The sequence below is a fragment of the Plesiocystis pacifica SIR-1 genome (genome assembly GCF_000170895.1).
In the GTDB taxonomy this organism is placed as follows: domain Bacteria; phylum Myxococcota_A; class Polyangia; order Nannocystales; family Nannocystaceae; genus Plesiocystis; species Plesiocystis pacifica.
This window is the reverse complement of sequence record NZ_ABCS01000053.1, coordinates 54,285-66,498: the sequence shown is the minus strand read 5'-3', so window position 1 is coordinate 66,498 and position 12,214 is coordinate 54,285. Positions and strand designations below refer to the sequence as shown.

The following is a 12,214-nucleotide window of genomic DNA, read 5'->3' as shown; positions in this document are numbered from 1 at the left end:
GGACGATGGCTGTCGTGACCCCGGCGGCGCCGACGACCGTGGCGAGGAAGCCCGCGGCGCCCACGGCGAACAGCGCCCGCACGCGCTCGCGCGGCTCTTCGTCCAGCTTGTCGTGGAGGGCGTAGGGCTTCACGAGCATGCCCTTGGTGGGGATGCCCGCGTCCTGGAGCGCCGCCCACAGCTTGGCGTGATAGACGAAGCCGGCGGGGATGCCGATGAGCGCGCCGAGGGTGCCCACGGCGACCCCGAGCCACATCAGGGTCAGCGGGGGGATCCAGGCCAGGGCGACGAGCAGCCCGACGATCAGCGCGGCGACGAGGGCCTCGAACACGGGCTTCAAGGGTGACGCACTTGGGCGCGCGTTGCCAACGCCTGGAGGGCGGGGTGCTACTTGCGCCAGCGCGTTGGATTGACAGCTTGGTGAAGGACCGCCAAGACAACGCGCTCGCTGCCTTCTTGGATGAAGAAGATGGCGTAGGGGAAGCGCCGGATGAGCGTTCGGTGGACGTTGCGATGGACGAGGGGAAAGTGGTCGGGGGCTTGATCGATGCGCTCGAGCACTCGCTCGACTGCCTCGATGAACTCGTCGCCGAGGCCCCCTCGACGGCCCTCGTACCAGCCTCGAGCGTCGCGGAGATCGCTTGCGACTCTTGGGCGAAAACGCAGCGTCACGCGTCGCGTATCCGGCGCTGGAGCTCGGCCCAGTTCAATGTCTCGTCCGGGTTTGCACGGTGTGCGTCGAGCCTGCGATCAAGCTCAGCCCGAATCTCAGGGGACAGCTCGAGGCTATCTCCGCGATCATCGACGAGGCTGTCCCAGAGCTGCTCGATGAGGCGAAGGCGCTGTTCGGGGCTCAGTGAGAGCACAGCGCTTTGGGCGGCGTCCATCGCTTCGAGTGTAGCAGGCTCGCGCGGTAGAGCAGCGACGTAGGCTGATAGTACCGCGTGTCCGAAGTCCGTGCCGGGTTTGGAGCGGCACTGGAACCCGAATGGCCGTGTCGCCGCTCCTAGCAGCCCGTGGTGGAACGCGCGGCAACCACGCCGGGCGACAACCACGCATGGCGACGAATCCACGAAGACCACGTAGTCTCCGCCCATGTCCATGGGCCACAAGGGTGACGACCAGGCCGGCCTCTTCCTGACCTACAAGGACGTCCCGCGCTCCGCCGGACACCCTTTCTATCAGGCCCTCGACAAGGTCCTCCACGCCAAGGGCTTCGACCGCTTCGTAGAGCGCGAGTGCGAGCGCTTCTACTCGCCCATCGGCCGGCCCTCCCTCGCCCCAGGCGTCTACTTTCGCTGCCTGCTCATCGGCTACTTCGAGGGCATCGACAGCGAGCGCGGCATCGCCTGGCGCGTCGCTGATTCCCTGAGCCTCCGCGACTTCCTCGGCCTCGGCATGACCAAGTCGCCGCCCGACCACTCGACCCTCTCGCGCACCCGTCGGCTCCTCGACGTCGAGGTCCACCACCGCGTCTTCACCTGGGTCTTGACCCGCCTCGCCGAGGCCAAGCTCGTCCGCGGCAGGACTATCGGCGTCGACGCGACCACGCTCGAGGCCAACGCGGCCCTGCGCTCGCTGGTCAAGCGCGACGACGGTCAGGGCTACCAGGACTACCTCGTCGAGCTCGCCAAGGCCGAGGGCATCGAGAACCCGACCCAAAAGCAGCTCGCGCAGCTCGACCGCAAGCGGCCCAAGAAGGGCTCCAACGCGGTCTGGGTCAACCCCAACGACCCGGACGCGACCATCTCGAAGATGAAGAGCGGGGCGACGAAGATGGCCCACAAGGCCGAGCACGCCGTCGACATGGAGGCCGGAGCGATAGTCGGAGTCACCGTGCACGGAGGAACGACGCACGACACGAAGAGCCTCGATGCGACGCTGGAGATGGCGGCCACGAACCTCGGCGAGGTCCAAAAAGAGGTCGAGCGCAAGCGCGATAATGACGACCATGACGGCCCCGGCTCACCGGTGGTCGAGGACATGAAGGAGGTCGTCGCGGACGCGGGCTACCACAGCAACAAGGTGATGACGGACCTGGTCGAGTCGGAGCTGCGCAGCTACATCGCCGAGCCCAAGCGAGGGCGCCGAAACTGGAAGGGCAAGGCCGAGGAGAAGAAGGCCGTACACGCGAACCGGCGACGGACGAAGGGTGCGCGAGGACGTCGGCTGATGCGTCAGCGTGGAGAGCTGCTCGAACGACCCTTCGCGCACCTGTACACGACCGGCGGGCTGCGACGGGTGCACCTGCGCCGACACGACAACATCCTCAAGCGGCTGCTGATCCATGCGGGCGGCTTCAATCTGAGCTTGCTGATGCGAAAGCTGGTGGGGGTCGGGAGCCCGCGAAGCCTCCAAGGGAGGCTCGCGGCCTTTTTGTGGCCGCTGCTCGGGCTCTTGGACGCAGTCGTCGCTCGCGTGTGCCTCGAGGTCGGAGCTGGGCGCCTTCAAACGGTGGAGCTCGCCGCGGTCGGCTGAGCTGTACTTGCCGACCTCGGCTCGCTGCGGCCGCCCAAGCGGAGCTTTTCACCACGGGCTGCTAGCAGTCGCCCACCCCGGCCACGCCGGGACCCATGATCCAGGAAAGCGTCGTCCACGGACTCAGCTGGCGTTGAACCCGTGGGCGGCTGCCTTTCTCGGTAGTGGGGTCCACCACAGCGTCGTCGCGGCTCCTTGCCCTCGGGTCCCAGCGATGCCCCAAACCCGGCACGGACTTCGGACACGCGGTACTAGTTCTGGGCAGCCTGCGCCGCTAGAGCCTCGAAGCGCCGGACCTGGCGCTTGAAGTAGGCGCTCTCGGGCTCGAGCTCGGCGGCTTTTTGGATCGCCGCGTAGGCAGCGTCGGCCTCGCCGGCGAGGTGGCGCAGCTCGGCCTCGAGGTAGCGCAGCTCCGCGTCCTCTGGGGCCTGCTCGATGCCGGCGAGCACGGCCTCGAGCCCGCTGTCGACGGCGCAGGCCTGGCGGAAGGCGAACCAGCCGAAGTTGATCTTGAGCCCGACGTCGGTCGGATCGCTGGCGACCATGGCCTCGAGGGCAGCGGCGGCCTTGCCCTCGCTGTCCTTGGGGTCGAGCTTGCACTGCGCCCGGCCGATCATGCGGTAGGCGCTGCGGGCCTGCTTGGACTCGGGGTAGCGGGCCTGCAGGGCCTGGAACTCGGCGATGGCGCGGGCCGGATCGCCGTCGAGCTTGAGGGTCGAGAACAGCGCGCGGTCGTAGAGCACCTGGGCGGCGACGCCGGCCTCGTTGTCGGGGTCGGCGGCGAGCAGCTCGTCGAACAGGGCCTTGGACTCCTCGCGCTTGGCGGCGAGGACGTAGGCGTTGGCCAGGCGGTAGCGGGCGTCGAGGTCCTTGGGATCGGCCTCGACGGCGGCCTCGAGCTCGGCGAGCACGTTGCCGCCCGAGGCGAGGGCGCCGAGCTGCTCGAGCAGGGCGTCGGCCTCCATGAAGTCGACCACGCGGCCCTTCTCGATGCCCGAGGCCTCGAGCATCAGCAAGGTGGGGTAGGCCTGGACCTGGTAGCGATCGACGAGCTCCGGGCCCTCGCCCTTCTCGGCGTCGATGTGGATGGCCACGGCGCGCTCGCCGAGCCACTCCCCGACCTTGGGGAGCACGAACACCTTCTCCTCGAACTCGCGGCAGGGGGGGCACCAGTAGGCCCCGACGTCGGCGAACACGAGCTTGCCCTCGGCCTTGGCCTCGGCGAGGGCGGCCTCGAAGCTGCCGGCGTACCAGTCGACGGCGGACACGACGGTGCCGTCGGCCTGGACGCCCGGCTTGGGCGGAGGCGGGGGCTCGGGCTTGGCCTCGGCCTCGGCCTCGGCCTCGCCTTGGGCCTTGGCCTCGCCCTCGACCTCGCCTGCCTCCTCGGGGCCGGCCTTGCACGCGCTCAGGGCCGCGGCGGTGGCGAGGAGCAGGGGGAGCAGGGGGCGCGAGGCGGAGCGTGGGCGGTCGGGCATGTGACGGGTCGAGGTGGCGGGCCTCAGCGGCCGGCGGCGGGCTGATCGGCGTAGGCGGAGCTGAACTGGCACAGGCGCTCGAGGGCCAGGCAGAACAGATCGACGACGGCCCGGAGCTGCTCGGGCTGGCTGCGGATCCCCGCGCAGGAGAACAGGAGCTCGTCGTAGCTCAGGTAGTTGGCCCCGTCCCCGGTGGTGGTCAGGTCGGAGACCCCGACGAGGCGGTCGTAGACGCCCTCGTCATCGTGGAGGGTGAACTCGCAGTCCCCGGCCGCGGTGATGCCGTCGCGCAGGCGCGGGTCGTCGAAGAGCTCGCGGATCTTCGGCGGGGAGTTGCTCTGGACGATCCACTTGCTGTCGAAGCCGGGCTCGCCCAGGTGGATGTCCTGCATGCCCAGGAGCTTGCCGAGCCAGGCGAAGGGGCCCTGCTCGTAGATCGTGAACCGGAAGGTCTCGGGGTTGAGGAAGGGGGCCGAGAGCCGCGTGAAGCCACGATCGAAGTCGTTGGGGACCAGGTCGTAGCTGTCGAGGATCAGCGTCCAGGGCCCAGAGTCGACGCGGACCTTGCGGCCTTCCCAGCGCTCGCCGACGGCCTGGAAGAGGTCGGCGCGGAGCCGGTCGCGGTGGTCGAGGAAGTGGGGCTTGGGGTCCGTGGCCATCGTCCGGCTCCGTCGTGGCGGTCAGGCGTCGTCGTCGTCGTCGGTGGGGATTCCGATCGGGCGGGTCGCGCGGGTGTGGATGTCTGCGGGGCCCGAGGGCGGCTTGGCCCGGGGATGGGGCGAGGTGCCAAAGCGCCCCGCCGCGGCGTTGACCAGGCTCGGGATGGTGATGCGCGTGGGCTTGACGGGGGCTCCGTGCTCGCGCTCGACCATGGCGCTGGGCTCGGGCACGGTGGCCTGCTTTGAGGGGTCGGCGGCGGCGGCCCGGGGCTGAGGCGCGGCCTCGAACTCCTCCGAGGAGCCGTCGGTGATGTGGACCTCCGTGGGCGCGTCCTCGTCGAAGGTGTCGGGGTCGGCGTTGCTCGCCGCCGCGGCCGGCACGGTCGCGGCGAGGGGGTCGACGCCCGCGCTCGGCGAGGGGGTGGGGACGGGGCCCGAGCCGGTGTCCGAGGGCACGCCGTGGTCGGACACCACGTCGGACTCGGAGATGTAGGACAGCACGTCGTTGCGGTCGAGGTCGTCGCGGGAGTCCTCGGAGATCAGCAGCTCGTCGCTGAGCTCGAGGATCTCCTCGCCGCCGGTGTGCTCGATCTCTTCGCCCTTCGAGCGCAGGCGCTCGCCGAGCTCGCGGACGAAGGCCCACAGCAATTTGGTGGCCAGCGAGGGCTCCTTGCGCAGGATCTCGAGGAAGTCCTCGCGGTTGATCATCAGCAGCTTGCCGTGGGTCGCGGCCACCGCCGTGGCCGAGCGCGGCATCGCGTCGATCAGCGCCATCTCGCCAAAGTGTGCGCCCTGGGGCAGGGACGCGAAGGGGACGTCGTTGCGGTAGAGATCGACCTCGCCGCGCAGGATCACGAACAGCTCCTCGCCGATCTGGCCCTCGTAGCAGAGGATGTCCCGGGGCTCGAAGGGCACGATGCGGGTCAGGTTCATGATCCGCACGAGCTGCTGGTAGTTGAGCTCCGAGAACAGCGGGATCTGCTTGAGGGTGTCGAGGGTGAAGTTGATCTCCGCCGCGCGGTCGCTGCCGTCGGCGTTCTCGGGCACCTGGATGACCAGGGCGGTGATGTTGTCCTTGCCGCCCCGGGTGTTGGCCATGTCGATGAGCTTGCCGGGGATGTCCTTGATCTCGTCGAGGGACAGCATCCGCGACAGGTCGTCGTCGTCGAGGTACTCGTAGAGGCCGTCGCTGCACAGCAGGAAGCTGTCGCCGGGGATCATGTCGAAGTCGAGGGTGTCGACCTCCACGGACTCGTTGGGCCCGACGGCCCGGGTCATGGCGTGCTTGAACTGGGCGTAGGGGCTGTCGTCGAAGGCCTCGGCGGTGATCTTGCCCTGGCGGATCAGCTCGTTCATCAGCGAGTGATCCTCGGTCAGCTGGTAGACGATGCCGCCGCGCAGCAGGTAGATGCGGCTGTCGCCGACGTAGGCGATGTAGCCGCGGTCGCCGGCGATGAGCAGGGCGACCACGGTGGTGCCCATGCCCTTCTTCTCGGGCTCTTGCACGCCCTTGCGGTAGATGGTCTCGCAGGCCATGAGCACGGCGTGCTCGAGGACCATGCACACCTCCATGTGCCACAGCGGGTCGTCCTGCGGCGAGGCGAACAGCTCGGCCTCGGTCATCACGACGTCGCGGATGGTGTGCACGGCCATCGCGCTGGCGACGTCGCCCGAGGAGTGCCCGCCCATGCCGTCGGCGACGACGAACAAGCGCATGTTCTTGTCGATGAGGAAGTTGTCCTCGTTGTGGGTGCGCTTGCGACCCACGTCTGTCGCGGCCCAGTACTTCAAGTCCATGGGAGCGCCAACGATAAGCCAAATTGGCCGGCCGTGGGGACGGGCCTGACGTGGCGCGACGAGTGGCCGGCGGATCAGCCTCGGACGCACGCTCGTCGGGGTCCCGCGCGTCGAGGCCGGGGGCATCGACCGGGATCTCGAACGCGACCGCCTCGGCCTTCGAGCCGCCGGGCGCTTCCCGTCGTCGCGCACGTAGCCGCGGCCATCGACGACGGGCGCGGACGTGTCGTCCTCGCGGGTGGCTTCGATCCGGTCGACGTCGAGCGCGTCAGCCCGCGAGCGGCCGACGAGTCGTTTGATCCGCTGTGATGCGAGCGGTCAATGGGGCCAAGGCGCGCCTGTGATGGGGCGACATGGCGTGTCAGGGAAGCCGCTCCAGGGACTGCGAATTCCGGGCTCGGACAGCTCGCTAGAACTCGAACACGGCCATGTTGGTGGGCTGGAGCAGCCAGTCGATGAGGCCCTGGGTCTGGCTCGTGCCCAGCTGCCACTCGAGGCTCTCGAGGTCGCCGCGGCTGATGGGGCGGCCGTCGAGCCACGCGCCCCGCGGGTGGCCAAAGTCACTGGAGCGTCGACCGTCGGGTCCTTCTCCGCTGCGATCCATGTTGAGCGGCTCACTGTCACTACACGCTTGTGAGTCCGCGACGGGCTGCAGGACGCTGTCGAGGTCGGTCTCGTAGAGGCGCCGGACCCCCGGTCGCTGCGCGAGGTGGCTGAGGAACTCGACCTCGAGGCCGAGGCTCCGGGCCGCGCACAGGCGCCGACGCAGGCGGACGGCACGGCTGCCGACCCCGGCCGCGATGAGCTGCACGGACAGCTCCCCCGGGTGATCGCTGCGGTAGCGCATGGCCGGCTCGAGCCAGTGGGACAGGGCGCCGTGTTCTTCGTCCTCCACGAAGATCAGCAGGCGGTGGGGGAGGGCGCGGCCGCCCACGAGCACGCCGGTCTCGGGGAAGGTCTGATCCAGGCGCGAGCTCTGGCCGCCGAGGCTCGGGCCGAAGGGCACGAAGTCGGAGGCGTCGGGGTTGACCTGGGTGCGCTGCATGGCGCGGTCGAGCTGGGTCCGCAGCTCGCGGAGCTCGGGGTTGACGTGCTGCAGCAGGCGCTCGCCGCTGGCCTTGGCGATGATGACGACCGTGGCCTGCTGGCCCATGGTGCGGATCGACAGGGCCCGGGAGTCGCGGTCGAGCTGGCGGGCGAGGCAGCGACCTTTGGCGCCGCGGGTGTGGGCCGCGACGGCGGCCTCGGTGTCCGCGTCGAAGCCGAGCTCGCGGGCGAGCCCGGCCGCGCCGCCGCGCTGAAGCTGGAGGGCGACGCGCGCGGGGCCCTGGGACTCGAGCAGGCGCAGGGCGTCTTCGATGGTCGCGCTGGCGGTGGCGAGCTGCTCGGGCCCGGCGCGCAGCTGGGCGGCCTTGACCACGGCCATGAACCACTGGCGCAGGGCGTCCGCGGCCGGGACGTCCTCGGCCACGCCGCCGCGGCTGACGATGAGCTCGATGCGCAGCTCGCCGGGGCGCTCACCGGCGATGCGCCGGGCCTCGAGCCACAGCTCGAGCTGGCGGGTGCGCATGGGGTCGATGTAGACCTCGAGGGCCGCCGGGGAGGCCGCGTCGCCGAAGCCCACGAACAGCTCGTCGGCCGCGGCGCAGCTCGTGTCCCGCTCGGAGGGATCGGCCTCCGCGCGCGGCCCGAGGGCGAGGGCCGAGGCCAGCAAGACGCTCGTTAGCGCAGGCACCAAACACAGCTTGGCGGCTGGCGCCGGGGCGCGCAAGGGTTGACTCCAGCTGCCACGATCGGGCGCGCTGGTGCGTCTGGGCGGCTTTGATATGCTGCGCCGGCATGCGCCTGCCAGCCCTGTTGTTGTCGATCAGCGTGAGCGTGGCGCCGGCGGGCCAGAGCGCGGGTGAAGGGGTCGCGGCGGCCGAGCCCCGCGCGGATGTCGGCCCGGATGTCGGTCCCGCCGTCGACCCCGAGGTCGCGGCGCTGCCCCTCGACCGCGACGCGGATCCGCTGCCCTTTAGCCAGGCCCGGGTCGTCGGGCCCAGCGACAGCTACGTCCCGCTGCTCGACAGCCCCGAGGCCCGACGCGCGCGGCGGTGGGTCAACGCCGGCATCGGTTCGGCGCTGGCCGGCGGGCTGCTCGTCGGCGGCGCGCTGGCCATGGGCCTGCAGGATCCCTGCGCCGCGGGCTGGGGCAACAACTGCTTCGAGGACGCGCGCGACCGGGCGGCGCTGACCATGGGCGTGCCCGGGGGCGTGCTCTTGCTCGGCGGCGCGGCGATGATCACCTACGGGGCGATCGTCCGGCGTCAGCTGTGGCTGGGCGAGCGCCCCGTCGCCATCGCCCCGGTGTTCGTGCCGGGGCGCGCGGGCGTGATGTTCACGGCGCGCTTTTGATGTCGCCAGGACCGAACGCGTCCCCGAAGTTGCCACCGAAGTTGCCACCGAAGTTTTCGAGGGGCGGCAGGGCGATCGGCAGCGCCGGCGGCAGCTCGATGGCGCTGGCGAAGCTCGCGGGCTGGATGATGTCCGGGAGCAGCTCGAGGTCCACGCGGTCGTCGAGCGACGGCGAGCCCGGGCAGGCCGCGGGCGCCCGGTCGACCTCGCGCCGTCGCTTGCGACGGGGCGGCAGGCCCTGGACCTGACGCTCGAAGCGACGATCGAGGAGCAGCGCGGCGAGCCCAGCACCCATGGCCACGCCCGCGCTCGCGGCCGCTCCCGCGCCCAGGCCGAGCTTCAGCCCGGGGGGCTGCTCGGTCGCGAGGATGCTGCCGACCCCGAGGCCCAGCGCCAGGGCGCCGGTGCCCGAGGCGAGGCCGGCCATGGCGGGGATCGAGCGCGGCCGGGGAGGGGGCGTGGCCGAGGGAGGCGGGACGCGGGCGTCGAGCAGCAGGACCCGGCGCTCGCCGGCGTGCAGCCGGGCTTGGACTTCCTTGGCGTCGAGCAGCAGGGTGTGGTCGCCGGGCTCGAGGGCGACGCGGTAGCTCCCGCCGACCTGCGGCATGTCGTGGCCGTCGATGCACAGGCGCTCGCGCGGCTCGGCGCTGACCTCGAGCACGGCGATGCGACCTTCGATGGCCTGCATGCGCGTGCGGACGTCGCTGCGCTCGGTCTGGCTGTCGACGGTGTCGAGGATGGCGTCGAACAGGGCCCAGGCCTCGGGCAAGCGACCGGCCCGCTCGAGCGCGTAGGCCAGGTTGAACAAGGTGGTGGGGTGGGGGCGGAGCTGCTGCGCCCGGCCGAAGTGGGCGATGGCGGCCTCGAACTCCCCGGCCGCGGCGGCGGCGAGGCCCTCGTCGAAGGCGGCCTTGGCCGCGGCCTTGTTGTCGTCCTTGGGGGCCTTGGCCCCTGGCGCTCTTGGTGCCTCTGGGTCTGCTCCCGCGGCGGGGGGGCTCGCCTGTCCGGCGCCGGCCGGCGCCGAGAACAGGCAGACTAGCGCGGTGAGAACCACGAGCGAGGCAGCGGCCATCGAAGGTCGGTCTCAGTAGGGGTTGCTCTTGAAGCCCGACAGGTCCGCCTTCGAGCGGGACTTCCCGGAGGGTCGGCGGCGCTTGGTCGGGGGCTCGTCCGAGCCAGCTTCGGCCCCCGCGTCTTCGGCGGGCGGGCTCGCTTCGGTGGTGTCTTGGGCCGGGGCCCCCGCGGACTCGGCGGTGGGTCCCGCGTCGGCGGAGGTAGCCTGGGGTTGGACGCTGGGTCCCTTGCTGTCGGCGGCGGGCGTCGCCGGGGTCAGGCCGGCGTCGGAGGCCTCGTCCCCGGGCTGGGTCTGCGCGCGCGAGCCGTTGATGACGTTGAGCGCGAGCAGCCCGACGAGGACCACCGCAGCCCCGGACGCGGCCATGGCCAGACCGCGGAGCCAGCTCGGGGCCCCAACCTTCACGACGGCCTGGGGCCCGGTCGGATCGGCGGCGATGAGCGGGGGGAGGGGGACGGCGGGCTGGACCACGCCGATGTAGCGCCGCAGGTTGCGGACGCGATCGGCGAGGCCCGAGCGGACCTCGGACTGGACCACGCCGGCGCGGCGCATGCCCTCGTCGAGGGCGTCGGCGACGTCCTGGGCCGTCGCGTAGCGGTCGCGCGCTTCGGCGCGCAGGCAGCCGAGGACCACGCGGGTCAGCCAGCTCGGCAAGTCGGCCTCGACCATGCGCGTGGCGAGGCGGTCGGCGTCGCAGACCCGCAGCTTCTCCAGGGTGCCCGGGGTGTGGTCGTCGCCAAAGGGCGCCTCACCGACGGCGAGCTCGAACAGCACGGAGCCGAGGCTGAACACGTCCGAGCGCGCGTCGAGGGGCTCGAGGCGGCTCTGCTCCGGGCTCATGTAGGGGAGTTTCCCGCACAGAACTCCGGTCTGCGTGTGCCCTTGCTGCCCGCGAGCCTTGGCCAGGCCGAGGTCGATGAGCACCGTCCGCCCGGTCACGTCGAGCATCAAGTTGTGGGGCGAGAGATCGCGATGGACGACGTTGAGGCTCTCGCCCTTTTCGTCGGCGACGCCGTGCACCGCGTGCAATCCGTTGGCCGCATCGCACACGACCCGCGCGGCTTCGCTGGCCGTCAGCCGGGGTGATTTCGCCCCGCGCTTGGCCGCTGCCACCTGGAGCTGGCGCAGCGTCAATCCATCGACGAGCTCGAGGACCAGGAAGTGGTACCCGCGGTCCTGATCCGAGTCGACGGTGGCGACCACGTTGGGATGGCGGACGCGCGATGCCACGCGAGCCTCGTCGAGGAAGCGCTCGCGGAACCCCTCGGCCTCGGCGAGGTGCGGGTGGATGACCTTGAGCGCGAAGGCGCGAGCGAAGCCACCCTCGCTCTCGAGCCGGGCCTTGTAGACGGTCGCCATGCCGCCGCTCGCGATGCGGCCGGTCACGACGTAGCGACCCAGCATGAAGGTCTCGCCGTGCGAGCTCACCTCCATCGGATCGACGATGTCGATGTGAGCATCGGAGGGCGCGCGATCGACACGCGCGCTCACGACCGGGTTGCTCACTGCGGGAAGTCCAGGCATGACCGAGGGGAATAATCGAGCGCCACAACCCTACCAGGAAGGGTTCTCATGACTAAGCATTATCTTCGCTTACGCGAATGAAGGACCAAGTAAGCCAGGGGGGGCATCGCGGCAGCGACCTGGTCCCACCCGTCGAGTGTCTCGCGGAACAAGCGCTGGTCCACTCAATCTCCCGTGTGTTTGAGAATTGGGGGGCCTGTGTGCGAATTGGCTCAGACCGCGAGAACCTCTGCCGGCGAGCCCGCAGTGAAGAATTAGCAGCTCTGCCCGAGTCGCGCTGGGTGGTCGAGTCGCAAGGTCTACCAAACCTCGTGCACGAATTCGTCCATGCGCTCTTCCTCGGTCACCTCGACGACGACCATGGCTTTGACTACGGGCTGATCCCCCTCGATCTCACCGAGCGATCTCACCGCCGTCACCTATGGGAGGAACTCGTGTGTTGCGCGGTCAGCACGGCCTACGCGCAGGCCTACGACCCCGAGCCCCGTCGCTTTGTCGCCGACTGGTTCACGGAGCAGGTCGAGATTCAGGGGGTCTTCCACGGCCTCGAGGACGATCTCGACGGCTACCGCGCGCGGATCAGCGAGGCGATCGCGCGGCCGGCGTGGCGGGCCGAGCTCGACGCTGCGACGGAGCAGGGCTACGCGGCCGTCGCGGCGGCGCTGGTGGGCGTGGGGGTCGATCCCGCGCAGGCCGGCGCGACCCGCCTCCACCCCGCCGAACTGTGGGCGAACTATCGGGCTGGCTGGCCCGAGGCTGGTCCATCGGACTGGAAAAAAGCGGTGCGCTGAAACATGCTTGGTTCG

Annotated in this window: 11 protein-coding genes and 1 pseudogene; 3 read left to right on the top strand and 9 right to left on the bottom strand. The window is 70.6% G+C overall.

Going from position 1 to position 12,214, the window contains the following annotated elements; genetic code table 11:
* The 3 genes and pseudogenes from PPSIR1_RS24440 to PPSIR1_RS24430 all read right to left on the bottom strand — a co-directional run.
* Nucleotides 1–331 (bottom strand): annotated as a pseudogene (locus PPSIR1_RS24440) (hypothetical protein); the annotation flags it as partial.
* A gap of 56 nt (nt 332–387) precedes the next feature.
* Nucleotides 388–672, bottom strand: a complete 285-nt coding sequence (locus tag PPSIR1_RS24435) for a type II toxin-antitoxin system RelE/ParE family toxin (protein WP_045116658.1) — start codon at nt 670–672, stop codon at nt 388–390.
* Complete coding sequence (locus PPSIR1_RS24430) at nt 669–887, bottom strand: addiction module protein (protein ID WP_006973846.1); 219 nt, start codon at nt 885–887, stop codon at nt 669–671. Before PPSIR1_RS24430 ends, PPSIR1_RS24435 begins: the two co-directional genes overlap by 4 nt.
* Before the next feature lie 208 nt (nt 888–1,095).
* On the opposite strand from PPSIR1_RS24430, the gene PPSIR1_RS24425 reads away from it, so the two are divergent.
* Nucleotides 1,096–2,478, top strand: a complete 1,383-nt coding sequence (locus PPSIR1_RS24425) for a transposase (RefSeq protein WP_006970444.1) — start codon at nt 1,096–1,098, stop codon at nt 2,476–2,478.
* Between the two features lie 251 nt (nt 2,479–2,729).
* On the opposite strand, the gene PPSIR1_RS43675 is transcribed toward PPSIR1_RS24425, so the two are convergent.
* From PPSIR1_RS43675 to PPSIR1_RS24405, 4 genes are all read right to left on the bottom strand, one after another.
* On the bottom strand, nt 2,730–3,956 hold the full coding sequence (locus PPSIR1_RS43675; RefSeq protein WP_006973845.1) for a tetratricopeptide repeat protein: 1,227 nt from the start codon (nt 3,954–3,956) through the stop codon (nt 2,730–2,732).
* Nucleotides 3,957–3,979: 23 nt separating this feature from the next.
* Nucleotides 3,980–4,615: a hypothetical protein gene (locus PPSIR1_RS24415; protein WP_006973844.1), complete on the bottom strand. Its 636-nt coding sequence runs from the start codon at nt 4,613–4,615 to the stop codon at nt 3,980–3,982.
* A gap of 21 nt (nt 4,616–4,636) precedes the next feature.
* Complete coding sequence (locus PPSIR1_RS24410; RefSeq protein WP_006973843.1) at nt 4,637–6,412, bottom strand: Stp1/IreP family PP2C-type Ser/Thr phosphatase; 1,776 nt, start codon at nt 6,410–6,412, stop codon at nt 4,637–4,639.
* A 409-nt stretch (nt 6,413–6,821) separates the two neighbouring features.
* The gene (locus PPSIR1_RS24405) at nt 6,822–8,147 is read right to left on the bottom strand and encodes a hypothetical protein (RefSeq protein ID WP_157595932.1); all 1,326 of its coding nucleotides are present in this window, start codon (nt 8,145–8,147) and stop codon (nt 6,822–6,824) included.
* A gap of 104 nt (nt 8,148–8,251) precedes the next feature.
* Between PPSIR1_RS24405 and PPSIR1_RS24400 the strand changes: the two genes are divergently transcribed.
* Nucleotides 8,252–8,809 (top strand): hypothetical protein, encoded by a 558-nt coding sequence (locus PPSIR1_RS24400; protein WP_006973841.1) that lies wholly within the window; start codon nt 8,252–8,254, stop codon nt 8,807–8,809.
* Here PPSIR1_RS24400 and PPSIR1_RS24395 read toward each other — a convergent pair.
* Nucleotides 8,793–9,881 (bottom strand): hypothetical protein, encoded by a 1,089-nt coding sequence (locus PPSIR1_RS24395; RefSeq protein ID WP_157595931.1) that lies wholly within the window; start codon nt 9,879–9,881, stop codon nt 8,793–8,795. The genes PPSIR1_RS24400 and PPSIR1_RS24395 overlap by 17 nt on opposite strands.
* A 12-nt stretch (nt 9,882–9,893) precedes the next feature.
* Entirely contained in the window at nt 9,894–11,318 is a 1,425-nt protein-coding gene (locus PPSIR1_RS43670) for a serine/threonine protein kinase (RefSeq protein WP_157595930.1), read from the bottom strand.
* A 401-nt stretch (nt 11,319–11,719) separates the two neighbouring features.
* Between PPSIR1_RS43670 and PPSIR1_RS24385 the strand changes: the two genes are divergently transcribed.
* On the top strand, nt 11,720–12,199 hold the full coding sequence (locus tag PPSIR1_RS24385) for a hypothetical protein (RefSeq protein WP_045116657.1): 480 nt from the start codon (nt 11,720–11,722) through the stop codon (nt 12,197–12,199).
* Nucleotides 12,200–12,214 lie beyond the last annotated feature (15 nt).

Coding starts and splice junctions, on each gene's coding strand:
- PPSIR1_RS24395 (WP_157595931.1), bottom strand. CDS start 9,881: ATGGCCGCTGCCTCGCTCGTGGTTCTCACCGCGCTAGTCTGCCTGTTC.
- PPSIR1_RS43670 (WP_157595930.1), bottom strand. CDS start 11,318: ATGGAGGTGAGCTCGCACGGCGAGACCTTCATGCTGGGTCGCTACGTC.
- PPSIR1_RS43675 (WP_006973845.1), bottom strand. CDS start 3,956: ATGCCCGACCGCCCACGCTCCGCCTCGCGCCCCCTGCTCCCCCTGCTC.
- PPSIR1_RS24425 (WP_006970444.1), top strand. CDS start 1,096: ATGTCCATGGGCCACAAGGGTGACGACCAGGCCGGCCTCTTCCTGACC.
- PPSIR1_RS24410 (WP_006973843.1), bottom strand. CDS start 6,412: ATGGACTTGAAGTACTGGGCCGCGACAGACGTGGGTCGCAAGCGCACC.
- PPSIR1_RS24430 (WP_006973846.1), bottom strand. CDS start 887: ATGGACGCCGCCCAAAGCGCTGTGCTCTCACTGAGCCCCGAACAGCGC.
- PPSIR1_RS24400 (WP_006973841.1), top strand. CDS start 8,252: ATGCGCCTGCCAGCCCTGTTGTTGTCGATCAGCGTGAGCGTGGCGCCG.
- PPSIR1_RS24415 (WP_006973844.1), bottom strand. CDS start 4,615: ATGGCCACGGACCCCAAGCCCCACTTCCTCGACCACCGCGACCGGCTC.